Origin of the sequence: Hallella absiana, from assembly GCF_025457485.1 — a bacterium.
GTDB lineage: Bacteria > Bacteroidota > Bacteroidia > Bacteroidales > Bacteroidaceae > Prevotella > Prevotella absiana.
Map to the genome: position 1 here is coordinate 32981 of NZ_JAMXSP010000008.1, position 26932 is coordinate 59912.

Genomic DNA, 26932 nt, shown 5'->3' on the forward strand with positions numbered 1-26932 from the left:
TTACAAAAACTTTATGAAACATTGTGGAAGCCATCTTTTTTGCTTTTTGTCTCCTTTTGAGGCTATCACCACACCTTATAATATATATAGCACTCAGGAAACGATAATTCCACGGAAATGATTATCTTTGCATTGAGAAAAACAAAGACCATGTTGAAGATCACAGTAAAAGGAAAGAGCCCTGTGTGGGGCGAGCGTTGTATGATTGCCGACAACGCTACATTGGCAGGCGACATCACCATGGGCAACGACTGTAGCATTTGGTTTGGTGCCGTGCTTCGCGCCGATGTCGACAAGATCGTGATGGGTGACCGCTGCAATGTGCAGGACTTGGCATGTATCCATCAGACGGCCGGCGGTGCCGCAGTTCTGGGCAACGACGTCAGCCTGGGACACGGAGCAGTCGTCCATGCTGCCACAATCCACGACGGCGCGCTCATCGGCATGAACGCTGTAGTGCTTGACCATGCGGAGGTTGGAAGGGGGAGCATTGTGGCAGCTGGCGCAGTTGTCGTCGGTGGTACAAAGATTCCTGACGGAGAGATATGGGGTGGCATTCCTGCGCGATTCATCAAGAAGACTGCCCTCGGACAAGCAGAGGAATATGCTAAGAACTATCTCACCATCAAAGAATGGTATTGAGAATGATGAATGTTGAGTGTTGAATGATGAATGAAATCAATATTCACTATTGAATGTTGAATGATGTATGTTGTATGATGAATGAAATCAAGGTCCACTGTTGAGTATTGAATGATGAACGGCGACGATGAAGAGATCTGTATTGCTGATTAAGCCGGAAAGGAAACAGAGAATTCCCCTACCCCATTATTTGCTGATCAATGGACAAATGCTGGGACTGATGCGGGGTAACGACAATGTGCGCGTGGCATTGCCGCAGGGCGACTATGCCGTCACCGTCCGCTCGGCCTATAAGTTCATCGAGAGCACCGCGCAGGTGCACATTGCGGAAGGCGAGACGCTCACGCTAACCTTCGGCGACCGCGAGCGCTGGTGGAACTGGCTGTTCAACCTCGATCTGATGCTATGGGTTCTCAAGTGGTTCTTCGACTTTGGCAACTATTGGGACATCGTCTATGAGATTGCGAGCAACGGCTTTTTCTTCCTTTGGCTCCTGCGTATCTGGATCATCCGCAAGCACTTTTTCCGGATGACCTGCTCACCGGCGGAAAACCAATAATCTCCAAAACGGCTATAGGAATACTTCTGACTCTCATAGCCGTAAACGAGAAAGAGATTGCTAAGTTTATACAGACCTTTTGGAATTAACGACAATTACGTAAACCGTGTTACGAACTTTCTCTCTTTTTTGTCACAAATCCGTAGGGTTTGCGTATCTTTGTTGAAAAGGAAAAGAAAAGATGACCATCGAGGAATATCAACAGGAAGTAAAGCGTATCCGCCCGGGACTGTGCCGGACGGCCATACGCTACTTAGGCGAAGCCGACGGCGAGGACGCTGTGGAGGTGACGCTCGTGAGGCTGTGGCAGATGGCCGACGACCTGCGGACACCCTTCAACGCGCTGGCGCAAACGCTGCTGCGCAACCACTGCATCGACGTGCTGCGTCGCCGCCACATCACCGTAGCCCTTGACGGTCACGACATAGCGGTCGATGAAGAGCAGGACCAACGGGTGGAGACGATGATGAAACTCATCAAACTCTTGCCACCCATGCAGCAGACGGTGTTACAGCTCAGACATATCAACGGCATGGAGATGGCACAGGTGGCTCAGCTCATGGGTATGAAAGAGCCTGCCGTACGAAAGTGCCTGAGCCGAGCACGACAAGCTTTGCGCACAATGATGCTCAAGATGATGAAAGAAGCATGAGATGCGCTATATATAATAAGGTGTAGAGAGACAAAACAACAATATATCAGGTATGACAATGAAAACATCAGATAGAGACATCCACCGCATGGTGGAGAAATTCATGGATGGCGACACCACACTCGCCGAAGAGCATGAGCTCTACGCTTACTTCCGGGGCAACACTGTTGCCAGAGACCTGGGACCCATGCGGGAGCTGTTTCTGGGACTGGAGAGCCTCGACGGACTCGGCAAACAGCAAAAGTCAGAAAAGCAATACAAGCCCGCGCCACGCCACATACGTTTCCGCCCATGGCTGACCGCTGTGGCTGCCACGCTGCTGACCCTCTTCGTCGTCTCAGCCGCACTCTATGTCAACCACCAGCAAAACTATTGCGTGGCTATCGTCTATGGACAGAAGATCACTGACAAGGCAGCCATCCACGCCGAGATGACCCAGACGATGAAAGCCGTGGGCATTGAGGGCGACAACGGCATCGACGACCAACTGCACGATGTGCTGATGACTGATAACAATAAATAAACACTCAACGATATGAAAAGGAGAATCATCTTTGCGCTGCTTGCCCTTTTGCTACCACTTTTCGCGCTGGCACAAAAGGGGCTGCACACCAATGCGGCCTTCACAGGGCAGATCGTACCGCAGGATCAGACCGTGGAGGTGAAGGTACGGGGAAAAGCCCTAAGCACCTATCGGCTGACCTTCTACCACAGCGTACGCTTCAAGGCGAATGCTCAACAGAAGACTACAATGGATCATCTTGTGACACAAGACAAAGCACAAGCCACCGGCACGGAACTACGTCGAAAGGGGCATACATCGTCACTTATCCTCTGTCTGCCTCCGCAAGGGCGTACCCACCGCTATCTGTGCTACCTTACCAACAGGAGCAAAGGCCATTGGTCCATCACGCTCGTGTATATGGAAGGCTCGGTGAGCAGCATCGACGAACTGAGGAAACTCATCAAATGATCAATAAGTCAAACCCTATCAAGAACATCTAAAAACAGAAGAAATATGAAAATCGCAATGCTTTTCTTAGCGGCCTCGCTTCCTTTCATGGCACAAGCCCGCAACAACACACCGCAGGACACACTCGTGGTGAACAAGCCGACAAAGGTCACCGTCATCACCAGTGACTCGCTGCAGACCATCTATATCCAAGGCAAAGAGGGCAATCCAAAGTATGCTTACTGCAACTCGATCCAGCTTGTCGACAGCAACTACGTCAGCACGAGCACCATCGACAACGATTTCAACTTCAGCATTGGGCCTTTCGGACGAAAACAAACAAAGAGCCAGAAGTATCCAACCACTGAGACGACGATGAACTTCTTCGCTGGCTTCAACGCCGCACCGGGAATGCCACAGGCAGCCGACCTCCATCCGTTCAGCTCGTGGGAACTTTGGTGGCTCATTGCTGACTGTGGCATCTATCCATGGAACAGTCATCACAAGTTCTCTATCGGCTTTGGTTTGGACTGGCGCAACTATCGCATCAAGGGCGACACACGCTTCATAAAGTCCGACAACGGCACAATCGGGCTGGGAACCTACCCCGAAGGTGCCTCACCACAGTTCTCACGCATCAAGGTATTCAGCCTCACTGTGCCCGTGCGCTACCACTTCTTCAGCAAGTATCTCGCCTTCTCCCTCGGACCAGTCGTGAACTTCAACACCCACAGCAGCCTGAAAACACGATGGAAAGCTGACGGACAGAAAATCAAAGACACCAGTAGCAATGCTCATGTGAAGCCGGTCACCATTGACTTTATGGCCACCATCGATCTACCCTCCTTCGTTAACTTCTACTTCAAATACAGTCCCTGCGATCTCATCAAGAACGGCTATGGTTTGCACTTCAAGACACTATCATTTGGTGTGTATCTGTAAATCTGCCTACCTTTCAAATGAATGTCTATGAATATAATATAGGTTAGAAACCGAAGACAGCTGCGCGATCGGGAGTAACTTTTTAAATCTTATGATGAATCCTAACCTTGAAAGCTAAAGACTAAGTAGCGGAGCCATACACATAGGCACAGGCAGTGCTTGTTAGCCCAAGATAGTAAAAACTTTCTCTTATTCCCCAAATGTTTCGGCTATAACAAAACATCCACGCCCCGACAACTGCGGAGCGTGGATGTTTGCCATATGAGTTGATGCGATTGTGGTTATCCTACCTGCGAGCCCGGCTTGACCTCGCTGAGTGTCGTGGTGACGCTGAGCGAGCCGTCGAAGTTGAGGGCAGAGAGGATCATACCCTGGCTCTCGATGCCCATCATCTTGCGAGGCGCAAGGTTGGCGATGAAGAGCACATCCTTGCCGATAAGATCCTCGGGCTTGTAGAACTTGGCAATGCCGGAGAGGATTGTACGGTCCGTGCCACTGCCGTCGTCGAGGGTGAACTGCAGGAGTTTGTTGGACTTCTTCACCTTTTGGCAGTCTTTGATGTGTCCCACACGAATGTCAAGTTTCTCCCACTCGTCAAAGGGGATGTTGGCTTTGATAGGCTCAGCTTTGTAGTCCTTGGCGGCCTCGGCAGCCTCGTTGGCTTTCTTCGTGGCGGCGAGCTTGTCGAGCTGATACTGGATAGCCTCGTCCTCGATCTTCTCGAAGAGCAGCTGTGGCTCAGCGAGCTGGTGACCGGCCTCGAGCAATGTCGTGCTGCCCAACTCGGCCCAGTCGAAGTTCTTGAGGTTGATCATCTCGCGCAGCTTCTTCGAGCTGAACGGCAAGAACGGCTCAAAGGCAATGGCGAGGTTGGCAACGAGCTGAAGCGAGATGTTGAGAATGGTCTCCACGCGCTTCGGGTCAGTCTTCCACACCTTCCACGGCTCGCACTCGGTGATGTATTTGTTGCCGATGCGTGCTAAGTTCATGGCCTCTTTCTGTGCCTCGCGGAACTTGAAGTTGTCGAGATACTGCTCCACCTTCTCTTTTACGTCCTTGAATTCCTGGATAGCCTGCTTGTCCACGTCGAGCAGTTCGCCGCATGCCGGCACCACACCGTTCCAGTATTTCTTGGTAAGCTGCAGGGCACGGTTGACGAAGTTGCCGTAGATGGCGACGAGCTCCGAGTTGTTGCGCTCCTGGAAGTCTTTCCATGTGAAGTTATTGTCCTTGGTCTCCGGTGCGTTGGCGGTGAGCACATAGCGCAGCACGTCCTGCTTGCCGGGGAAGTCCTTCAGATATTCGTCGAGCCACACGGCCCAGTTGCGTGAGGTACTGATCTTGTCGTTCTCAAGGTTGAGGAACTCGTTGGCCGGCACGTTGTCGGGAAGGATATAGCCGCCGTGAGCCTTGAGCATGACGGGGAAGATAAGGCAGTGGAACACGATGTTGTCCTTACCGATGAAATGGATAAGGCGAGTCTCAGGGTCTTTCCACCACTTCTCCCACGAGCCCCAGCGCTCAGGTTCAGCGTCGCATAGCTCCTTGGTGTTGGAGATGTAGCCGATAGGCGCGTCAAACCAGACGTAGAGCACCTTGCCATCGGCACCCTCTACGGGTACGGGGATACCCCAGTCGAGGTCACGGGTCATAGCGCGCGGCTGCAAATCCATGTCGAGCCATGACTTGCACTGTCCGTAGACATTCGGTCGCCACTCTTTGTGGCCCTCAAGAATCCACTGCTTCAACCAGTCCTGATATTGGTTCAGCGGCAGATACCAGTTCTTGGTCTTGCGCAGCTCAGGCTTGGCACCGCTGATGGTAGAGTGTGGATTGATGAGCTCCATAGGGCTGAGGTCGCTGCCGCATTTCTCGCATTGGTCGCCGTAGGCGTTGGGATTGCCACAGTGAGGACAAGTGCCCATGACGTAGCGGTCGGCGAGGAACTGCTTAGCCTCGGGGTCGTAGAGCTGCTCGCTCTCTTTCTCGATGAGCTTGCCGTCGTCGTAGAGTTTGCGGAAGAAGTCAGAGGCGAGCTTGCTGTGCACCTTTGATGTGGTGCGACTGTAGATGTCGAACGAGATACCGAACTCCTTAAACGAGTCCTTAATGATCTTGTGGTAGCGGTCGCAGACATCCTGCGGCGTGATACCTTCTTTCTTGGCGCGAATGGTGATGGGCACTCCGTGCTCGTCGCTACCGCCGATGAAGACCACATCCTGCTTCTTCAGGCGAAGATAGCGCACATAGATGTCAGCCGGAACATATACACCGGCCAGGTGACCGATGTGCACACCGCCGTTGGCATAGGGCAGCGCAGCGGTGACAGTAGTACGTTTGAATTTCTTTTCTTCCATCTTGATTGCTTATACTTATTTTTATATAGGTGCAAAATTACAAAAAGGTTTTGAGAAATCGGCAGTTACGACCATGAATCATAAGATCGTATGGAGGAAAAATCGCAATTTCCTTTGCTATTCCGCTCGTTTGCACTACCTTTGCACTATGTTACAACGAGACTATTTCATCCGCATCCTTCAAGAGTTTATGGCTGCCGTGCAGCGTTTTCTTGAAAAGAAAGAGGAGGAGGGCAAGCGCGACGTGGCGCTGCGCGACCTCTACCGACAGTATATCGGCAGCTACGACGACCTGCGCAACCTCACCGTGGAGGAGGCTATCGCCTACGCTCACGACGTGTGGGAGGCTGACCGCAGGATGGGTAAGCTGGAGATGCTGGCCGGACTGTGGCATGCCGAGGGCGTGTACAAGGCTGATCCGTTGCGCACGATGCTGTTGGAGAAAGCTTTCCAACTCTATGACTATGTCGACACCCACAGCGGAGAGTACTCGCTGACACGAAAGGAGCGAATGAGACAAATCAAAGAAATGACGCAAGCAAAATAGTGTCTTCGTCACATCGTCTTCGTCACATAACAAACGCAGGATACCGGGGAGCGCTCTTCTCCGGTACACCTTATTATATATACAGGATAACAGATGAACACAAATGTCAATGACATGACCGTGGGCTCACCGGCTCGCGGCATTCTCCGTTTTGCCCTGCCTCTGGTGCTGGGCTATATACTCCAGCAGATGTATCAGGTCATTGACGCGGCCATCGTAGGGCGGTGGATCGGTGTGAACGCTTTGGCTGCCGTGGGCGCGTCGTCGTCGATCAACTTTCTGGTCATGGGCTTCTGCAACGGGTCGTGCGCCGGCTTTGCCATCCCTGTGGCGCAGGCTTTCGGTGCTAAGGACTATCACAAGATGCGAAGCTATGTAGCCAATGCCGTGCGCATTGCCGTGGCCTTTGCCGTAGTCATCACGCTGCTCACCTGCATGTTCTGTACGAAGATTCTCGGATTGGTCAACACACCGGCCGACATCTTCCACGAAGCCTGGACGTTTCTCTTCCTGCAGTTTCTCGCCATTCCCTTCACCATGGGCTATAACCTGCTGTCGGGGTTCATCCGTGCCCTGGGCAACTCCAAGCAGCCTTTCTATTTCCTGATCATCGCTTCTTTGGTCAACATAGCCCTCGACGTGCTGCTCATCCTTGTCATGGGCATGGGCGTGGCCGGTGCGGGAGTAGCCACTCTTTTGTCGCAGGCTTTTGCCACGCTGCTTTGCTGGCTCTACATCCGCGGCAAGATGCGCCTGCTCATCCCCACGGGCGAGGAACGGCGCTACGACAACAAGCGTGTGTCGATACTCCTTAACAACGGAGTGCCCATGGGCTTGCAGTTCAGCATCACGGGCATTGGCATCATCATGTTGCAGAGTGCCAACAATGCGTTGGGAACGGTTTGTGTGGCTTCGTTCACTGCCGCCATGCGCATCAAATATCTCTTCACCTGCGTCTTCGAGAACATCGGCGTGGCTATGGCGACCTATTGCGGACAAAACATCGGAGCGCGCAAACTCGACCGCATACGCCGTGGCGTGAAGGATGCCATCGCCATCATGCTCGTTTATTTCGTGCTTACCGTGATCATCATCTATCCTTTTGCCGACGAGATGATGATGCTCTTTGTCAAGAGCGGCGAGCAGGAAGTAATTGACAACGCCGCCATGTTCATGCGCATTGCCAACTATTTCTATCCTGCCCTTGGCCTGCTCACCATCTTCCGCTACAGCATCCAGGGCTTGGGCTATTCCAATCTCTCGATGATGTCGGGCGTGATGGAGATGATCGCACGCTGCGGCGTGAGCCTTTGGCTCGTGCCGGCCTTAGCCTTCAAGGGCGTGTGCCTGGGCGATCCGGTGGCCTGGGTCTTTGCCGACCTCTTTCTCCTCCCCGCCTTCCTCTGGCTCTACCACCACATAAAAAAGACGAAAGCGACAGACTGAGAGGAGGTGCTTACCACTTCAGCGCTCCGTATTTCTCCTTTGCCCAGAGTTGTACGGCATTGATAAGGTTTTGCCACACCACATAGGCGCAGGGCGCGATGGCAGCGTAAGGGTTGAGAAAGGTCAGCGTGAGCCAGATGCCTACCACTGTATTCTTCTGTCCTAAGGCTTGTCCGGCGCTGATGCTGTCGCCGTAGTGCGCACCGACGAGCTTGCCTAAACCAAACTGGAAGACAGAGATGAGCAACGGGATGACGCACAGAGCTACCAGCGTGATGCCCGACACGGGGGCGTGGAGAATGCTCTGCATGGCCAGTCCCATGATGATGGAGAGGTTGAAACTCCACAGATAGAAGCCGAGATTGCGACGGTCGCGAATCCACTGGGCCACGTGCGGCAAGTAGCGTCGCGTGAGCAGGGCCAGGCACAGCGGTACGATGAGCACGATGAACACCCGCTTGAGTACCATCAGAAAGGCAAAGAGGAAACTGATGTCAGCGCTCTTCTCCACCATTGGGAAGAAGAGCGGGATGATGACTGAGGTGACGCAGTTGGCGATAAGAATGTACACGGTCATCGACTCTATGCTTCCACCAAGCTTCTCGGTGATCACCGGTGCGGCAGCGGCAGTGGGACAGATGAAGCAGATGAACATGCCCTCGAATATGAGCTTCCAGCCTGCCGATGGCGCAATGGCTACCAGAGCGACGCAGATGGCGGACAGCGCGACACGGATGCCCTGCAAGATGAAGTGCCATGTGCGGGGTCGCAACTCCTTTACTTGTATCTTGCAGAAGGTGACGTAGAGAATGAGGAAGATGACGTAGGGCAACAGCGCCACTAACTTGGGTCCCATGAAGTCGCCTATAGGTTCCAACACGGGTATCTCGGAGAAGAGCAGATAGACCAAGGAGCCCACGCACAGCGCGACTACCAGCGTCCACTGCTTCAAGAATGTCAAGAGTTTGTTCATACTAACAATTCCTTTCTTTCCTTATTTATAGTTGATGCAAATCCATGTTGTTGATTTCATCCAAACTATGTCTTACTATATGATTTATTCTTCTTTCAGCCCTTGCACATAATCGAAGAGCTTCTTATAGAACGGGTGTTTCGTCATCGTGGCAGCATTGCCGAGGATGATGAGCTTCATGCGGGCACGGGTGATGGCTACGTTCATGCGGCGCAGGTCGCGAAGGAATCCGATCTGCCCGTCGTCGTTGGCACGCACCATGGAGATGAGGATGATGTCGCGCTCCTGGCCTTGGAAGCCGTCGACGGTGTTGACGGTGACGAGATGGCGGAAAGGTTTGAAGAAAGCGTCGCGCTTGATGAGTCCGCGCAGATACTGCACTTGTGCACGGTAGGGCGAGATGACACCCACGTCGATCTGCTCGTCGAGGACACGCTGCTTGCCGATCTTGGTATAGTAGTCGCGCAGCGTGTTGAGCGTGAGCAACGCCTCGCCTTTGTTGACGCGGCCAAAGCTCTCACCGACAAACTGCTCACGGAAGTTGGGCTCATCGGGACCTACTTCCATGTCCGACGTGTCGATCCACTCCATCGGTATGTCGTAGTCGAGGATGCCACGGTGTGCGGTCTGCGGCGCGCTCTCCACTTTACCGCCATAGAACCAGTCGGAGCTGAAGCGCATGATGGCGTCGTTCATGCGGTACTGCACTTGTAGGAGCGAGACACACTCAGGCTTGTTCTCCACGATACGCTCCATGAGTGTCTTGCCAAGGCCGGCTTTCATGGCTGCAATGCTTTTCACCGTAGGCGGCAGCTGGCAGTGGTCACCAGCAAGAATCACGCGTCCGGCACGCCGCATAGGTATCCAGCAGGCAGCCTCCAAAGCCTGTGCTGCCTCGTCGATGAACAGCGTGGAGAACTTCATGCCCTCAAGCAGACGGCTGGCTGAGCCGACGAGTGTGGACGCAATGACGCGCGCCTCACCGAAGAGCTCAGCGTTGATGCGGATCTCCAGTTCGGTAGCACGACTCTTCAGCCGTTCCAGCTTTTGATGATATTTCTCGTCGCGGCCATGCCTGCTCTTGCGCAGTTCACGCATGGCTTTGCGGATAGCCCACAGCTGCGGATAGTCGGGATGGTCGGCAAAGCGCCGTTCGTAGGTAAAGCCGAGCATTTTGTCGTTGACACGTGACGGGTTGCCGATGCGCAGCACGTTGATGCCGCGGTCGACGAGTTTCTCGCAGATCCAGTCCACAGCCATGTTGCTCTGTGCGCAGACGAGTACCTGACTCTCTCGCATGAGCGTCTCGTTGATGGCTTCGACGAGCGTTGTGGTCTTACCGGTACCAGGAGGTCCGTGCACCACCATGACATCCTTAGCGCAGAGCACTTCATTGACAGCATGCTCCTGTGTGGCATTGAGCCATGGAAAGCGCATGGGACCGAAGTGGAAGCGCTGGGCCGGCACATGACTGTAGAAGAGATCGCGCAGATAGGCGAGGCGTCCGCTCTTGGCGCGCATCACACGGTCGAGGGCGTCGAACATTGTGCGGTAGCTGGTCTCATCGAACGAGAGCTGTACGCCCACGGGTGCCTCACAACTCTGCACGTCGAGCGCATGACCTTCCGGGATGGTCACCACCATGCGGTCTCCATCGACATACGACACTGTGCCCGTGAAACCGAAGAGCTTGGTCTTCATCTTGGCGGTAGCCCCGGTCTTGTCGTTGCCCCGGCTTTCCTCCATGCGGAAGAAGACCACGGGCTTGCCGTATTCGAAGTTGTGCTCTATGCCCTCGTCGGCAGTGCGGTAGACCTCCAACGCGAATTGGTTGAGCGAGTTGTAATAGCTCTTACCTACGCGTATGGGATACCAGGCATCGCCACGCTTGACGCGGCGTGCCATGCCCATGGTGTCGGCTTGCTTGCGGAAAGCCTCACGCTCGGTCTGGTACTCCAACTGCAACAGCAGCCGTTGCTGTTGCAGGGCTTGTATGGATGATGGTTGTGACATTGTTGTTGCAAAGATAGCGCAAACAAGTGGAATGGCAAAGAAATCGACTATAAAAAAGTGGTGAGACGCGGTGAACAGCTCTCGCCTCACCATCAAGGCCAATACAGGACAAAGCGGGATCTACTTACCCACAAAGCGTCATCAGCAGGACGTAAAGCTGTTGAATAAACTGACATTTCACGGCCCTTATTTTGCCATTCTTTGCCAGCGAAGTGATCCTCTCCCCGATTTTTCGCGTTTTTCGAGCTTTTTCCAAGTCACTGATTAACAACAAGATAAGAAAAGCAGCGCTATTTTATGTTTATCAAACAACCGAGATGGCCGACACAAACCACTGAAATGACCGACACAAACAACCGAGATGACCGAAAGAAACCACTGAAATGACCGAAAGAAACAACCGAGATGATAACAACACCTCCCCGTTTTCGTGTTTTCATCTCGATTTTCTTGTCCTCAAGTGTTTGCGATCTCTCTGGATTGAAACTGCGGGCAGACGTGTTTTTGTCAGCTCTTTTACTCTATTCCGCAGACCGCGTAGAAGTATAAAAACAAAAAAAAAGCCTCCCGCAATAGCGCAGGAGACTTTATCGAATAAATGTTTGTTTTTAAAAGAAAGGCTGTGATCATCACTTCACCTCCCAGATGTCGTTGGTCTCGAGCAGTTCGGTGAAGTTGTGATAAGGCTTTTGCTTTTTCACGTCCTCGATCTGCTGGTTGACGGCATCGTCGTAGGTGGGAGCCTCTACGTCGCGGATGACGCCGAGGGCCACGGGGAAGCCGTGCTCATTGTCCATCATGGCAAGCTTGAGCTGCAGCGTGTTGTCGGGATTGTGGCTGTCGTGGACGAGCACATCGTCGATGGTGTAGCCGTCCTTGCCAAGTTCCACGACTTTCAGCCCGAAGTTCTCCTGCACGAGTCCGTACTCGTTGTTGGGTCCGAAGACAAGGGGCTTGCCGTCCTCGACATAGATGGCGTTTTTGGAGCGCCCCTCACGGGTGTAGATGGGATCGTAGGCCCCGTTGTTGAATATCATGCAGTTTTGCAGAATCTCGCAGACGGCAGCTCCCTTATGGTGATAGGCTGCCTTGAGGATCTCCACGGTGTGGGCTGCATCAGAGGCCACGGCACGGGCGAAGAAGCGGCCGCGGGCGCCGAAACAGAGCTCAGCAGGGCGGAAAGGATCCTCCACAGTGCCGTAGGGACTCGACTTCGAGACGAAGCCACGGGGCGACGTCGGTGAGTACTGACCCTTGGTCAAGCCGTAGATACGGTTGTTGAGCAAGATCATGTTCAGGTCGATATTGCGGCGCATGGCGTGGATGAAGTGGTTGCCGCCGATGGCCAGTCCGTCGCCGTCGCCACTGATCTGCCAGATGGTGAGCTTGGGGTTGACCACCTTGGCACCGGTAGCCACGGCGGCGGCACGTCCGTGGATGGTCTGCATGGCGTAGGTGTTGACGTAGTAAGGCAGGCGGCTTGAGCAGCCGATGCCAGAGATGACGGCCGTCTCATAGGGCGGCACGCCGATTTCGGCCATTGCCTTTTGCAGGCTGGCCAGGAACGAATGATCGCCGCACCCCGGGCACCAGCGTGGCTGGCCCTTCTTGTAGTCGGCGGCGGTATAGGGTGATGTGCTTTGTTTTGCTTCCATAATACTTGATTTTAGACTAAGTCCGGCAGACTCTGTCGCGTCTTGCCGGGCCGTTAGGCGATTACTGCAGCACGCGTGTCTCGAAGGTAGGACCGCTCATCTGCTCTTCCGGCGTGACGATGATCTTCTCAAAGCCCTTGACGAGCTCGCTGACCACGAAGGGCTGACCCTTGACCTGATTGTACTGGAAGGGCACGAAATCGTTGATGCGGATGCGGAGCAGGGCAGCCAGCTGACCAAGGTTTTGCTCGGCGACGACGACCTTGCGGTATTTGAGCAGCACCTCTGCCGTGTTCTTCGGCAAGGGGTTGACATATTTAAACTGTGCCAAGGCCACCTTATAGCCTTTCTTGCGCAGTTCGGTCATGGCTGAGTAGAGATGGCCGTAGGTAGAGCCGAAGCCCACGATGAGCAGGTCGGCATCGTCCTTGTCGCCCTCAACCTCCACGTCCGGCACCTCGATGTCAGCGACTTTCTCGAAGCGCAGATGGTCCATCTTGTTGTGGTTCTCGGGTTCTGTGGAGATGGCACCGGTCTCGCCGTCCTTTTCCAGTCCGCCGAGGATATGTGTGTAGCCCTCTTGTCCGGGGATAGCCCAGTAGCGCACTTGGCTTTTCGGGTCGCGCTGATAGGGCGTGTATTTGTATTTCTGTTCCGGTGTGGCGTAGTGGGGATGTATCGGCGGCATCTTCTTGATGTCGGGCAGACGCCATGCCGACGAGCCGTTGGCGATGAAGGCATCGGTGAGGAGCACCACCGGTGTGAGATGCTCCAGCGCGATCTTCGCGGCCATATAGGCAGCGTCGAAACAGTCGGTGGGGCTGGTGGCGGCGATGACAGGCATCGGGCTCTCGCCGTTGCGGCCGTAGAGCACCTGCAGCAAGTCGGTCTGCTCGCTCTTTGTCGGCAGTCCGGTCGACGGTCCGCCACGCTGCACGTCGATGATGACGAGCGGCAACTCGTCGATGACGGCGAGGTTGATGGCCTCGCTCTTCAGGCAGATGCCCGGTCCGGACGTGGAGGTTGCAGCCAGAGCACCGGCAAAGGCAGCGCCGACAGCACTTGAGCAGGCGCTGATCTCATCCTCGCACTGCACGGTGATGACGCCGAGGCTCTTGTGCTTGGCCAGTTCGTGGAGGATGTCGGTGGCGGGAGTGATGGGGTAGGAGCCGAGATAGAGTTTCAGTCCGGCCCGCTCAGCGGCGGCAATGAGGCCGTAGGCCGTGGCTTTGTTGCCCGTGATGTCCATATAGCGTCCGGGCAGTTTGTGCTTGGTCTCGATGCGATAGGTTGAAGGCACTGAGGCGTGGGTGTTGGCACCGTAGTGGTATCCGGCGTTGACGACCTTGATGTTGGCCTCTGCCACACCGGGTTTCTTGGCGAATTTCTCCTTGAGGAAGTTGGCCACGAGGGAGAGGTCGCGGTTGAAGAGCCAGCAGACGAGTCCGAGTGCAAACATATTGCGGCATTTCAGCACGGCTTTTGGCGGCATGCCGTCGTCGGCCAGGCACTCCTTGACCATGCGTGTGATAGGGCATGCCACGACGCGATCGGGGTCTATGCCCATCTCGCCGAGATAGTCATCGCTGTGGAAGTCGGCCTTCTTCAAGTCGACGGGACCGAAGGAGTCGGTGTCGATGATGATGCAAGCCTGGGGCTTGGCATACTGATATTGTGTCTTGAGCGCGGCGGCATTCATGGCCACGAGCACATCGCATTTGTCACCTGGGGTATAGACCTTGCCCTCGCCAATGTGGACCTGATAGCCCGACACACCGGTGAGCGAGCCTTGCGGGGCGCGGATGTCAGCGGGATAGTCCGGGAATGTGGAGATGCCGTTGCCCACAGTAGCGGACACGGTGGAGAAGATGTTGCCGGCCAGTTGCATGCCGTCGCCGGAGTCGCCCGAGAAGCGGACCACTACGTCTTCCAACTCTTTTACTTCTACTTTTTCTGCCATACGATTGTAACTTACATTTAAGGTGTGTGTTTTCCGATGGCAAAGTTATGATTTGTGACTGACATAGCCAAATGTTTATACCACTTTTTTGCAAAGCTGATTCGAAATCACACAAACTTTCCGAATCTAACTCCATAAGGAGCACTACATCTACATCACCTACATACCCTCCATATCCCGCGTTTGTCTGAACGAAATTATTATTAGACGTAGCCAGTAGATCTCCTTCCGTTTCTATATATTTGATTTTAATGGCAGGTTTCATATAAGTTGTCTTCATAGTACGCCATATTAAGATGTTTACTTGCTGATGGCTTTGCGGCCGTTTACGATGACCAGTCCTCTATAATTGGTATTGACACGCTGTCCGAAAAGATTATAGCGCGCATCTTCCATTTTTTTAGGTTTATAAACAGGATTTGCAATGCTCGTTGTTGTAGTGTCTATGGCATAATAAGGTTTGGCCCTATATTTGGAAGAATGGCCGATCGCAAGATAACCTTTGAATGGAGCTATAGTGGTGTTGGCCTTCACGGGATAGAAGCCACAACCGTTGTTTTGTTTTGCAAGTACATAGATATTGAAGGCCTTGTCTACATTTTTACTCGTATCACTGAATGCCAGGTCATTGACCCCTACTGTAGTGTTTTCATTACCATATTGCAGCGTATATGTTCCAGCCTCAGCCTTGACAACTACCGCAATGTTGCCGGGAATGGCCGTGACCGGCGAGAGCGTCACATTATTATCATCGGCACTGTAATTGACAATATAAGCGCTGATGGCTGGAGTATAGGAGAAGTCCACAGGTCGCCGACTGACAAAGGTTGCCCACCCGGCTGTGCTCACCTGAGCCTGATCCTTACACTTGGCGATGCTCATCAGTTGCGGGGCTTTCAGCACCTTGACTCCTTCACTGTCTCCTACCTTAGCGGCCACACACACCTCATCACCGCGGACAATTTGAAACGCGCTGACGATATCAGTGTTTTGAAGATACTTTCCATTATCAACCTTTATGCCATTACTGACATCTTCTGTATCATTGATATAGTAATTAAGAGAACTCTCGCCACTATATTTCTCTGTCCTCGCTACAGTTCCCCTGACGTATACCCTCGCGCCGTCTGCTGCTTTTAGCGCATCCGCGACAGTGACCAACTCGCTTTTCCCCACTTTCTTAAACTCCTGTGATACCACTATACTCTTTTCACCATTGAAATAGGAAACAGCCTTTACAGTGGCAGAAGCACCCAATAAAAATGGAGCCGCGTATTCTGCGCTGAGCTCTGTCGGCTCTGATCCGTCTGTGGTATAATAGATTTTCGCCTTTGCCTCGTCAGCGCTGAGCGTCACCAACGAACTGTCAAGGAATGCCGTACAACCTGAGATTATGGGAGAGTTAACAGCGTCTTTAGAAATCTTAGTAACATATCCCCCACGTATCTGAGGGGTAGTACCAATGACTCTATTTCTCCCTTTTATTGTTACAAACCAACCAACGGCAAGATCATTTATGCTTTTGAATTTCGTTTTATTGAAATTACAATTATCATAAACCAAAAGTTGTTGTTGCGCGGAGATGTCGTCAGATATATAATAGGTGATCATTCCGCCTGCGATACTCTTTATCTTTGTGATAAATCCGCTTACATATATGGAATCTCCTTCCTGAATATACCTTTTGGCATCCCGAAGAGCATAGATCTCCGCAACGGAATAAGGACTTTCTGCCGTCCCTTCATGATAAGGATTAACAATGATCTTATAACTGTCAGAGGAAGGGTTTAAGGAATCATTACCGGCGAAAGAAGATTTGATGGTGGCGGTGCCCAAATTGTTTTTTAGCCTTACTGCCCCCGTCATCGTGTCCACCATTGCCACGCTCTCATTGTCAGAAGAGTAAATCAACGGCAACCCGTCAGGGGCTGTTTTTGCCTTTTGACCATTAAAGGTTGCATAGTTGTCTCTACCTATACGGAGGGTAAATTCCTTTGTGACAAATGATGTGTAAGTATCTTGCTTGCCATTACGATAATCAAAAGTGATTATCACCCGAGAAAACTCTATATTTCCTTTAGTTCCATCAGAAAGAAGTATAATAGGCTGTGTTGTACTTCCTGTCCATGAACCTCCGAAAGAAGTACTTTGAAAAGAGCCATCAGTTGACGTTAGGGTTGGAACTGGCGAACTACCATTAGATTTATTTATCTTGTAATAATAATCGATCTTTGTGAGCTCGAAATCATCATTGGGAGTAATGATTAGGGTACCTTTACCATATAGCCTTATACTATTATTTGATGTCTTTTGAGGTTTACTCGTACCATTATTCTTTTGAAAGGTAACAACCGCTGATGTACCTTTTAAAGGTATTGTCTTTGATGTAAATATCGTTTCGTTGTAAACCGCAAACGACTTCTCCGAAGCGATCAAAAGAAGAAGACAAGTAAATAATAGTCTTGCTATTTTCATCATATTCGTCACTTTGGTATTTATTACTTGCAAAAATAAGCATAATATTGATAAAAAGCAAGAAAAGTGTTTGTAAAATACGCAAAAAATAGTTTTGCACCATGTATGGCACAACTTTCCCCCTCCTCCTATTTACTGACTCTGCTAAGCCCAATCTTTTCTCTGTATCAGCAGTTTATTAGAAACAAGAGTGCTCTCACTGGGAATCGAACCCAGATCAAAGGTTTAGGAAACCTACGTTCTATCCATTGAACTATGAGAGCGACACGGTCCTATACACCTTATTATATATAGGGCTCTACCCTATTATATATATAGCCACACCTTATATATATTAGTGCTCAGTATTCGCACTGCCGTCCCGCTGATAGGGTGGCCGGCATATAAGACGTTTGCAAAGATACGGGATTTCTTTCAGACCACCAAACGTTCGGGACATCTTGTCGGTGTTTGGTGGTCTAAAAGCAGTATCTTATTTCGCACTGTTGAATTTCTCCTGCTGCTGACGGATCAGTTCAGCGTCCTCGAAATAGTCGATGCGCATGGCGCGGCGTACCTCGTCCATCGTCTTGGCAGCCACCTCACGGGCATCGTCAGATCCCTTCTTCAGGATGTCGAAGATAGCAGGGATGTCCTTCTCCAACTCCTCGCGGCGCTCACGGATCGGGTCGAGAATGCGGTTAAGCACATTGTTGAGCAGTTTCTTGCACTTCATGTCGCCGATGCCACCTGCTGTATAGGCAGCCTTCAGCTCATCAAGGTTCTTGAACTCAGGCCAGAAGTCGGCGAAGTCCTGATCCGTAGAGAAGGCATCGAGATAAGTGAACACGGCATTGCCCTCCACATGACCGGGATCAGAGACATTGAGGTGGGTAGGATCGGTGTACATGCCCTTGACTTTCTTCCACACTGTGTCGGCGTCGTCGGAGAGATAGATGCAGTTGCCGAGGCTCTTGCTCATCTTTTCCTTACCGTCGGTACCGGGCAGACGGCGTGCGGTAGCGTTCTCAGGCAGCATGATCTGCGGCTCTACGAGCACGGGCGCATAGATCTGGTTGAAGCGGTTGACCAGTTCACGGGTGAGCTCCAACATTGGTTCCTGATCTTCGCCGGCCGGTACGGTGGTAGCCTTAAAGGCGGCGATGTCGGCAGCCTGTGAGACAGGATAGCAGAAGAAGCCAAGCGGGATGTTGGTATCGAAGTTGCGCATCTTGATCTCTGTCTTCACCGTTGGGTTACGCTGCACGCGGCTCACGGTGACAATGTTCATCAGATACGTGGTGAGCTCGGCGAGTTCAGGGATGCGGCTCTGGATATAGAGCGTACACTTCTTCGGATCGAGTCCCACAGAGAGATAGTCGAGAGCCACCTCTACGATGTTTTGCCGGATCTTCTCCGGGTTGTCGGCATTGTCGGTGAGCGCCTGCACGTCAGCCATAAAGACAAACATGCGGTCGTAATCTCCTTCGTTTTGCAGCTGCACGCGACGGCGCAGGCTGCCCACATAGTGTCCCAGGTGGAGTTTGCCCGTTGGGCGGTCACCTGTCAGAATAATTTTTCCCATGTATGTAGTATTGTATGCTTACGTTATTGTTGTTGATTATTGATGCAAAGATAACAAAAAAGCTTCAGAAAGGTGCAGGGCTTTCACGTTTTTCACTTCCCCAAGCCCTTGAAAGTAGCATAGGGATGTTCAAAGTCGAGGTAATAGAACAGATGCTGTCTTTGCTGCTCTTTAGGCGGTATGGTCATGTAGTCGCCATATTTGTTGCTCAGATAGTGGTCGTAGTCCTCTACCCCTTTGACAGTAGCATCCTCAAAAGCATAGTCCGTGGGCTTGCCGAGGACTTCCTTTCTCATGGTGCCTTTAGAGCCATCGTCGTAGTCAGCCACGAGGTTGCAGGAGGCGAAAGGATATTGCCTCAGCAGCTGTCTTATCTTGGCTTGGACGCCACCGAGCGTATAGAGCTTTCGGCAGAGCAACGGCACCCACGAGTTGGGACCATGTCCATGCTTATAAGGATCGCGGAAGAGAAGATACAGCACCCGCTTGTAGTATTCATAGCGTGCGAAGTGCAGCATGCGCCGGCACCATCCATTGGGCACGCCGTCGATGGGGAACACATCGATATAGATGCCACCCACGTAATCCATGTGCTTACGCTCGATGAGCGTTGTGGAGGCATCCTGAATCTTGGCGAAGGGCAGCGGATAGGTGCTGTCGTCTTCAGCGCAAATCATCTCCAGCGGTTCAGGGAGCCATTCCCGGCAATGTGCAATCAGCCGGTCGTAGTCCTCGCGTGGCATGGCTATGTCGATGTCATCATCCCAAGGGATGAAGCCGTGGTGTCTCACGGCTCCAATCATCGTTCCCGCCCAAATATAATAGGTCAGTCCATGGGTCTGGCAGGTCTTGTCTACCAGTTCCAGCACCTTCAGGATACGCTTGTGCAATACCTTTATGTCATAGTTTGCCATTGTCTTCCTTAGCCTTGTCAAAGTCTTCTATGGTGTCGAGCTCTGTGGAATAGATGTCTGTGGTGTCGACCATGCGGAAAGCGTGTCCCTGCGGTATGAGCCGTTCAAAGGCTTTTTCATAGAACACATTGCTGAGCCCTTCATCGACAATCATCTTGCGGAGTTCCCGAAACAGTGCTGTCGAGTACTCAACCGAGAACTTCTCCACGCCCACCGACTCACCGTAGGCCTCAGCGGGGTTGCAGGTCTTGTTGATGGCCACGATGGTATGGTCGTTGTCCACAACCACCTTCATCTCCTCCTCGCCCAATGGATGCCGGTTGACGGAGAGCGCGGCGCCAGGCTGCGAGAGCATCACTGTGATGAGCTTGCTGTCGTAGAGCAGGTCGCTGTCGAGAAGCAGAAACTCACGCCCGTCGACCTCCGGCCGTGCGAGCCAAAGCGAATAGATATTGTTCGTGGTGGCGTAGTCCTTATTGTCGATGAATCTGAAAGCAGCGTCACCGCGTGCTATCTGTTCCTGATAATGGTCACGGATAAACCCTTCAATCATCTCACCTTTATAGCCCGTAACGACCACAAACATCCTGATGCCGTTTTCCATCAAGGCATCGAGCGACCTTTGTAGCAGGCTTTTCCCGCCCACTTCCAGCAGGCACTTCGGGCATCTGTCGGTGAGCGGTCTGAGGCGTGTGGCCATGCCGGCGGCTAAAATGACGGCAATCATAGCTGTTTGGCGATTTTAAGGATGGTGTCGCATACGGTGCGGTTCTGCTCTTTTCTTCCGAGCGTGATGCGCATGTGCTCGTTGATGTCGGGCTCGTTCATAAACTTCACCTTATAGCTTTCCTGGGCGAAAGCCTCCTGCAGACGTTCCTTGAGCACGATAGGATACTTGATAAGCACAAAGTTGGCTCCACTCTTGTAGACCTTGAAACCAGGCAGCGCGCCGAGCTCGGTTTCGTACATCGTGCGGGCTTCCTGCATCACCTGTGCTATTTGGCGGTAGTGCGCATCGCTCTTCAGTGCGGCAATGGCGAGTTCTTCTGACAGTCGGTCGTATCCCAGATACATATTGGCATATTTGCAGAAGCGCTCCATCTCCTTGCCCTTGCCCACAAAACCGAAGCCCATGCGCAGTCCGGGCAGGCCGTAGAACTTGGAGAGTGTGCGGCAGATGACAATATTATCGTGCTTTTCTGTCAGCGATTTGATATAGGACGAGTCAGTAGAGACAAAGGCTGCGTAAGCCTCATCGACCAGAATGACCGTATCCTCGGGCACCATCTCCACGAGGCGCTCCATCTCTTCGGCGGTCAGCGTGTTGCCCGTAGGATTGTTGGGCGATGCCACCAGGAGGATCTTAGGCTGATAACACTCTACCATTTCCTTGAGTCCGTCGAAGTCATACTTGAAGGTGTTGCCCTCCTCATAGACCGGATACTGGATTGTAGTGCCACAGACCTCAGATGCGATATTCTTGTAGTACCACCACGAGAACTTAGGAATGAGCATCGTCTTTGAGCCTCCTTCAGTAAGGAAAAAGTGCACAGCCTTCTTCAGCAGGTCTTCAGCGCCATATCCCAGTACGATTTGCTTCTCATCTATGTCATAAAGATGAGATAGAAATTCCGAGAAGATACTTTTCTTACCTTCGTCATAGATACGTGTGTAGAAGCAGAACTTCTTCAAATCAAAGTTCTTAAAGGTTTCCTTTACTGCGTCAGAAGGTTCAAAGTTAAACTCGTTTCTATCGAGATAATTCATATTATTGTTCATCTCTGCTTGATTATATGATTTCTACAAATGATAATTATGCAAAATTACAAAATCTTTTTGACTTGCATTGTGGGTTGTGTGACTTTCTTTTAAAAAAGGTACGATGCTATGGCACAAGCAACAAAGGCGATTCCGCACATTTGTCGGGTAAACTGACAAAAAACGGGCGCTGAGAATCGATCCTTTGCGAACAACATGCCTCTTGCTCCGATTTTCGCGAAAATAGCGCGGTTTTGTAATCACCTGATTAACAAAGACTTCCGAAAAACGAACATTTTCCGAGATTGTCAGAAAGGCTTTTTGATGAAAAATTCTCTAGAGAATTTTTGCTCAGAGTGCCTTTCTGACCTTGTCAAATCACCGTTTTCATCGCATGAAAGTACCGTTTTCTACCTTACATCTCACTGAAATGACGTTTTCACGACGGTTTTTTATGACTTTGAACGCTGTTTTCAGTGATCATCAGTCTTCTTCGCTCTCTGGAATGCAACAGAAAGTTGAAGGTATTTTGTCACGAAATCTACATCATACGACCATCATCCGACATCGTCGATTTAGGTGTTCCGCATCCTGACAGACACACTTGCTGCCAACATAAACAAGAAAGGCATGAAAGGAGCCTTGAAGCGGGTCTCACCATGAGAAACCAGTACCAAGGCTAAAGAACCGGCGACAATGATGAACAAAGGCAGGAAAGTGCTGCGATATTCTCTCTTCAGTAGCAACTGCGCCGTCGCCGTTACAGCCATCAAAACGATGATGAGATAAAAGATTTCATTGACAAGCGCAAAATACTGAATCGACGAGAGACTGTTGATCTGATGCGCTATGGAGGTGACAGGCAGCGTGACATAGTTGTTTTCGGCGCGCTGCTTATCCTTCAAAAACGCCGCTATGTTATCAATGTCTTCGTAATACATCCAGAAGAGGCGCCCGGGCACTTTCTTCAGATAAGCAATTTTGTGGTTGCCGAGCCATTGCAGAGAGCGCTGCCTCCAGATGTTGCGACATTGCAGAGCCGTAAGTTTCTCACGGTTAGCGATGTAGCGTGCTGTGCCTTTAGGGTAAGCGGACCGACTGTAGTCCACCTTTGTGCTCTTCTCATAGGTGTTTTCCACAAAGTTAAACCACACTGTGGTGGGCTGCGTAAGGAAATAGCCTGTACGTAGATAACAAGAAGAGCCAAAGGCAAAGAGCAAGGCTGCATAGCCTCCCACGACACAAGCATAGCGTTTAAGAATCTGTTTGCGATAGAAGAAAAGATGATAAAGAAGCGCGGAACCGATGTAAATAGGAGAGATGGGGCGGATCCACGTGGCGATGGCAAACAAGAGGCCTGCCGCTATCCACGCCTTTGCGCGGTTGTATTTCAAAGTGAGAAACAAAGCCGTAAGGGCAAACGCAACAGAGGGAATTTCGGATAGCAGCATGGTACTCTGCCCCCAGTTGTTGGGATAAGCAATATACAGCAGGATGGCAATGAGTCCTGTGCGGTGGTTGAAAAGCAATTCTGCAATCCGCGCAATGACGTAAGCTGTCGCTGCCTTCAGGGCACACATCAGCACCAGCACGGGCACGATGCTACGTGTCAGCCATAGCGAGAGGGCGATCAGATTGATTTGTCCAATGTTCCAAATAAAAGACTGCCCCATAATCGTGGAGTGCGATGGATAAGGCTGCCCGTCTTTTAGCGACATCAGCGCATACTCTATGTATCCGTCACCGTCGTTTGTAGGCGTATAGCCGACAAAGAGCAATATCGCTAAAAGGAAGAAGAAGAATGCAATACTTATCTTACAATAGCTATTTTGCATACCACTCCTTTCTCACCTTCGCTGGTTGCCACTTCCACCATATAGACGCCGCTGGCTACCCGCTTGCCGTCTCTGTTGATGCCATACCATTTATATTCACCATTGCTGGCAGTGCCTTCGTTGACCAGCACGCCGTTGCTCGTGACAATCTTCACGCTGGCTCCATTCTCCAATCCGGTGATGGTGATGGCACCAGAATAGTCGGGCTTCACAGGATTAGGGTAAGCCCACACGTTGTCCTTAGTCATGCCATTGCTGGAATCACTGATGTTTCCGCTATAAGAGCACAATCCCTGGTCCGTGCCGATGAAGAGTTCTCCCGTAGCGTCGTTAAGCGCTAAAGAAAGAATATTGTCAGACAGCAGCTTGCTGTTGGCTTTGGTGAAGTGAGCCAACGTCGTGATGTTGTCAGCAGCGATGAGGTAGAGACCATTCCCGTTGGTGCCAAACCACTTGCGGTTGTCCTTGTCCACGACTATGCTCTTGATGTTTACTCCAGAGAGTAAATAGTCGGCATAGTTAGTTCCATCGTTGCGCGGCACCTTCACCTGAGTGAGAATAGGATTAGCTTCTCCCAATTGATTGCTTTCAATCATAAATGGTCCTGCAGGAGTTCCAATCCACATGTTGTTGTCTTTATCCTCTGTAATACATTGACAAGAGGTGAAATTCAGTGAAGTACCATCCTCGTTGACAAAAGGCCCTTGATAGCTGTTGAGCGTATTGGTCCCAGTCTGATAGGCATAGAATGAGGGCACGGTCCAGTGATCATTGACAAACCATACCAGACCGCGACTGTCGGTCATCAGTCCTTTCAGCATGCCGAGACTCTGGGGTTGGGCAAACAGATATTTAAGTTTCATCAGTTCCTCATGAGGAAAAGACTTCCACTCGCCGTCTTTTGTGTATTCCAGAATCGACTGTGTGGGAGCCTGACTGTTCAGTGCCCAAAGATTGCCTTCCTTGTCATACATCACTCCATAAACCAACTCATAGTCCTTGCTTTTCTTATTGAAACTCTCGATGGGAGAATTCTGGTCGTTCCACAGCTTCACAAACTGTCCGTCACGAAACTCATAGAGTCCTTCACGCGATCCGGCCATCACATGAGTATTGTCCCGTGGATCAATATCCAGGCAGTAGACATCTTGATATTTGATCCCAGTCTTCGTCGCCATGTCGTCCTGAAAGAAAGACCACTCGTTGTTGCTCAGCACTTGTACGCATCCCGGATTGATTTCCACCGTACCATTGCAGCTGTAGAGTTTTCCATCGTGCATTTTTAGGAATCCAAAGTAATTGTATCTTGGTCCACCGGGTTGCAGTGTCTTGACGAGAGCCTTGAGATCTTCCGATACCGTGCCGGGCTTAGCCGTGTATTCCCCCACGCGCGTCCAGTTGGCTTTGTCGAGGAGATTGTCGGTCAGCCTGCCGCGGTAGAGTCCACGGGCAGCACTGGCGGCATAGAGATACCCGTCCTTGACATAGGCGTAGTTGACCGAGAAGCCCAGTCTGTAGGTGTTGGTGACCTCAGCATCGGCCACGTTGAGTGCCACGATGCCGAAGGCTGTAGAGAGATACGCCATGCTGCCATTGACATCCACACCGTTGACCGTCTTGGTGTCTGTGGTGGAATAGTTCTGATAGTCGGCTATGTTCACCACCTCACCGTTGGGCGCAAGCAAGTCGATGTTATAGTCGTCGTAGACGATAACCAGCCTTTTGGCTTTCTGCGACCAGCCAATGTGTGTGATACCGCAGTCGCTGAGTCCCGTAGTTTTGTCGTATGTTGTCAGGCTCTGGTCGCTTCGGTCGTAGCGATAAAGGCCGCCAGAGGCCAGCACATAGATGTTTTTTCCCTCGCCCTCCACGATTTCGGTAGGGTCGTAGTAGCTCAGATAGGCTTTCCACTGAGCATGGAGCAGGAGTGGAAAGAACAGGATGAAAAGAAGCAGGCGATACTTGCTCATGGTGGAATCGATTGAAGGGCGTTAAAGACAGACTCTATAGAAGCTATAGAAACTATAGAAACTATAGAAGCTATAGAAACTATAGCCTCTATCTCTTCTATAAAAAACTATTATAGCATCTCGCTTTTCAAGTGCACGGCGAGCTGCTCGACGGCTTTAGCGCGATGCGAGATGGTGTTTTTGATCTCCTCGCCCAGCTCGGCGAAGCTCTTGTCATAGCCGTCGGGGATGAAGAGCGGGTCATAGCCAAAGCCCTCGGTGCCGTGTTTCTCGGTAGCGATGCGTCCGCGCACCTCACCCTCGAACTGATATTCGCGGCTGCACACCGGGTTGTCGCCCTCCATGGTGATCAGCGAGATGACCGTGCGGAAGCGCGCTTGGCGGTTGTCCTTACCGTCGAGCTCTCGCAAGAGTTTCGCCATATTCGCCTCACTGTCGTGGTCTGTGCCTTCGGCATAGCGGGCGGAGTGCACGCCCGGCGCACCGCCGAGAGCCTCCACTTCCAGTCCTGTATCGTCGGCGAAGCAGTTGAGATGATAGTGGTCAAAGATATATTCTGCCTTTTGGTGTGCATTCTCCTCAAGCGTGTTGCCAGTCTCGGGAATGTCCTCATGGCATCCAATGTCACTGAGAGAGACGATCTCAAAGTCAGGACCAAGGATTTCACGTATCTCGCGCAGCTTATGCTGGTTGTTGGTAGCAAAAACGATTTTCATGCTTTATCTGTTTGGTTGTTATCCGTCTGGCCATTTTCGGCAGGCGGAATGTCGAAAAGATTCTGTTTATTCTTGAGTTTCTTAGGCACATTGACCTTAATGCGGTCGAAGCCCTCACCATACACACCGATGACCGAGCTCTGGCTGACGAAAGCCTGCGGGTCGATCATCTTAATGAGACGGAAGATAGCTACGCTCTCGTTTTTCTTGGCAAGGATACAGAGCACCTTCATGTCCTGTCCCGTGTACCATCCGTGTCCGTCGAGGATCGTCACGCCGTGCTCCATCTGCGTGCCGATGGCGTTGGCGATCTCCTGATATTTCTTTGAGAAGATCATGAACTGTACACTCTGCCGCTGGATGTTCATCACATGATCGAGCATGAAGTTCTCCACCACCATGGTACAGAAACCAAACACCACCTTGTGGGCGCGGTCGAGAAAGTCGCCGAATTGAGGGAAGAAGAAGCAGGAGCCGATGATACAGAAGTCCACAGCCATGAGCACCTGGCCCAGCGACACGTCGCGATATTTATTGACGCAGGCGGCAATGATGTCTGTTCCACCCGTCGACCCGTTGTTGAGGAATACGATTGCCAAGGCCGATCCTGTGAAACAACAGCCGATGAGCAGCGACATGAAATCCTGTCCCGGTCCGAGAATCTTGACATAGTGCCCCGCAGCATCCATCGGCATGAGCACCTGTGCGAACTTCAAGAGGAAGTACAGCGTGAAGATAGCATAGATCGTCTTCATTAAAAACTTCCATCCAAGAATCTTCAGCGCCACGACAAGCAGGGCGAGGTTGATGATCATGTAGGTGTTCTCAATCTTAAACCCCGTAGCGTAGTAGATGATAGCCGACATACCAGTCACGCCGCCCGTGACGATCTCGTAGGGCAGGAGAAAGATGGTGAAGGCGGCAGCATACAAGACGAGGCCAAGGGTTATGCCTACATAATCCTTAGCCTCGTTGTATATGATACGATGATCAATGGTCATA

Annotated in this window: 22 protein-coding genes and 1 tRNA gene; 8 read left to right on the forward strand and 15 right to left on the reverse strand. The window is 51.6% G+C overall.

Features of this window, described 5'->3' with window-relative positions:
- Positions 1-150: 150 nt before the first annotated feature.
- The 6 genes from NG346_RS05640 to NG346_RS05665 all read left to right on the forward strand — a co-directional run bounded on the left by NG346_RS05640 (position 151) and on the right by NG346_RS05665 (position 3747).
- A complete protein-coding gene (locus tag NG346_RS05640) occupies positions 151-642 on the forward strand; it encodes a gamma carbonic anhydrase family protein (protein WP_262279526.1) in 492 nt (163 codons plus the stop codon).
- A gap of 127 nt (positions 643-769) precedes the next feature.
- Entirely contained in the window at positions 770-1201 is a 432-nt protein-coding gene (locus tag NG346_RS05645; RefSeq protein WP_262279525.1) for a hypothetical protein, read from the forward strand.
- A gap of 181 nt (positions 1202-1382) precedes the next feature.
- Entirely contained in the window at positions 1383-1853 is a 471-nt protein-coding gene (locus NG346_RS05650) for an RNA polymerase sigma factor (protein WP_262279524.1), read from the forward strand.
- 58 nt (positions 1854-1911) lie between these two features.
- Positions 1912-2376: a hypothetical protein gene (locus NG346_RS05655; RefSeq protein WP_262279523.1), complete on the forward strand. Its 465-nt coding sequence runs from the start codon at positions 1912-1914 to the stop codon at positions 2374-2376.
- Positions 2377-2388: 12 nt separating this feature from the next.
- Positions 2389-2826 (forward strand): DUF6108 family protein, encoded by a 438-nt coding sequence (locus tag NG346_RS05660; RefSeq protein ID WP_262279522.1) that lies wholly within the window; start codon positions 2389-2391, stop codon positions 2824-2826.
- A gap of 45 nt (positions 2827-2871) precedes the next feature.
- Positions 2872-3747, forward strand: a complete 876-nt coding sequence (locus NG346_RS05665; RefSeq protein ID WP_262279521.1) for a hypothetical protein — start codon at positions 2872-2874, stop codon at positions 3745-3747.
- Positions 3748-4028: 281 nt separating this feature from the next.
- Here the strand turns inward: NG346_RS05665 and metG are convergent, their stop codons facing one another.
- Positions 4029-6104: a methionine--tRNA ligase gene (gene metG / locus NG346_RS05670; protein WP_262279518.1), complete on the reverse strand. Its 2076-nt coding sequence runs from the start codon at positions 6102-6104 to the stop codon at positions 4029-4031.
- 148 nt (positions 6105-6252) lie between these two features.
- On the opposite strand from metG, the gene NG346_RS05675 reads away from it, so the two are divergent.
- A complete protein-coding gene (locus NG346_RS05675; protein WP_262288433.1) occupies positions 6253-6651 on the forward strand; it encodes a hypothetical protein in 399 nt (132 codons plus the stop codon).
- A 93-nt stretch (positions 6652-6744) separates the two neighbouring features.
- Complete coding sequence (locus NG346_RS05680) at positions 6745-8097, forward strand: MATE family efflux transporter (RefSeq protein WP_262288434.1); 1353 nt, start codon at positions 6745-6747, stop codon at positions 8095-8097.
- Between the two features lie 10 nt (positions 8098-8107).
- Here the strand turns inward: NG346_RS05680 and NG346_RS05685 are convergent, their stop codons facing one another.
- From NG346_RS05685 to NG346_RS05750, 14 genes are all read right to left on the reverse strand, one after another.
- Positions 8108-9070 (reverse strand): transporter, encoded by a 963-nt coding sequence (locus NG346_RS05685; protein WP_262288435.1) that lies wholly within the window; start codon positions 9068-9070, stop codon positions 8108-8110.
- Between the two features lie 84 nt (positions 9071-9154).
- Positions 9155-11083: an AAA domain-containing protein gene (locus tag NG346_RS05690; RefSeq protein WP_262288436.1), complete on the reverse strand. Its 1929-nt coding sequence runs from the start codon at positions 11081-11083 to the stop codon at positions 9155-9157.
- A 629-nt stretch (positions 11084-11712) separates the two neighbouring features.
- Positions 11713-12738: a 2-oxoacid:ferredoxin oxidoreductase subunit beta gene (locus tag NG346_RS05695; protein WP_262279513.1), complete on the reverse strand. Its 1026-nt coding sequence runs from the start codon at positions 12736-12738 to the stop codon at positions 11713-11715.
- Positions 12739-12799: 61 nt separating this feature from the next.
- Entirely contained in the window at positions 12800-14698 is a 1899-nt protein-coding gene (locus NG346_RS05700) for a 2-oxoacid:acceptor oxidoreductase subunit alpha (RefSeq protein ID WP_262279512.1), read from the reverse strand.
- A gap of 300 nt (positions 14699-14998) precedes the next feature.
- Positions 14999-17176 (reverse strand): FN3 associated domain-containing protein, encoded by a 2178-nt coding sequence (locus tag NG346_RS05705; RefSeq protein WP_262279511.1) that lies wholly within the window; start codon positions 17174-17176, stop codon positions 14999-15001.
- Positions 17177-17364: 188 nt separating this feature from the next.
- A tRNA-Arg gene (locus NG346_RS05710) sits at positions 17365-17436 on the reverse strand.
- Between the two features lie 209 nt (positions 17437-17645).
- Positions 17646-18737 (reverse strand): tryptophan--tRNA ligase, encoded by a 1092-nt coding sequence (gene trpS / locus NG346_RS05715; RefSeq protein WP_262279510.1) that lies wholly within the window; start codon positions 18735-18737, stop codon positions 17646-17648.
- A gap of 92 nt (positions 18738-18829) precedes the next feature.
- Positions 18830-19651: a LicD family protein gene (locus NG346_RS05720; protein ID WP_262279509.1), complete on the reverse strand. Its 822-nt coding sequence runs from the start codon at positions 19649-19651 to the stop codon at positions 18830-18832.
- On the reverse strand, positions 19638-20378 hold the full coding sequence (locus NG346_RS05725; protein WP_262279508.1) for a phosphocholine cytidylyltransferase family protein: 741 nt from the start codon (positions 20376-20378) through the stop codon (positions 19638-19640). Before NG346_RS05725 ends, NG346_RS05720 begins: the two co-directional genes overlap by 14 nt.
- Complete coding sequence (locus NG346_RS05730) at positions 20375-21430, reverse strand: pyridoxal phosphate-dependent aminotransferase (protein ID WP_262279507.1); 1056 nt, start codon at positions 21428-21430, stop codon at positions 20375-20377. Before NG346_RS05730 ends, NG346_RS05725 begins: the two co-directional genes overlap by 4 nt.
- 554 nt (positions 21431-21984) lie before the next feature.
- On the reverse strand, positions 21985-23244 hold the full coding sequence (locus NG346_RS05735; protein ID WP_262279506.1) for a glycosyltransferase family 39 protein: 1260 nt from the start codon (positions 23242-23244) through the stop codon (positions 21985-21987).
- On the reverse strand, positions 23220-25214 hold the full coding sequence (porZ, locus tag NG346_RS05740; RefSeq protein WP_262279505.1) for a type IX secretion system anionic LPS delivery protein PorZ: 1995 nt from the start codon (positions 25212-25214) through the stop codon (positions 23220-23222). The genes NG346_RS05735 and porZ overlap by 25 nt, the downstream gene beginning before the upstream one ends.
- Positions 25215-25324: 110 nt before the next feature.
- Complete coding sequence (locus NG346_RS05745) at positions 25325-25930, reverse strand: non-canonical purine NTP diphosphatase (RefSeq protein ID WP_154533087.1); 606 nt, start codon at positions 25928-25930, stop codon at positions 25325-25327.
- The gene (locus NG346_RS05750; protein ID WP_154533086.1) at positions 25927-26931 is read right to left on the reverse strand and encodes a YitT family protein; all 1005 of its coding nucleotides are present in this window, start codon (positions 26929-26931) and stop codon (positions 25927-25929) included. Before NG346_RS05750 ends, NG346_RS05745 begins: the two co-directional genes overlap by 4 nt.
- Position 26932: the final 1 nt, after the last annotated feature.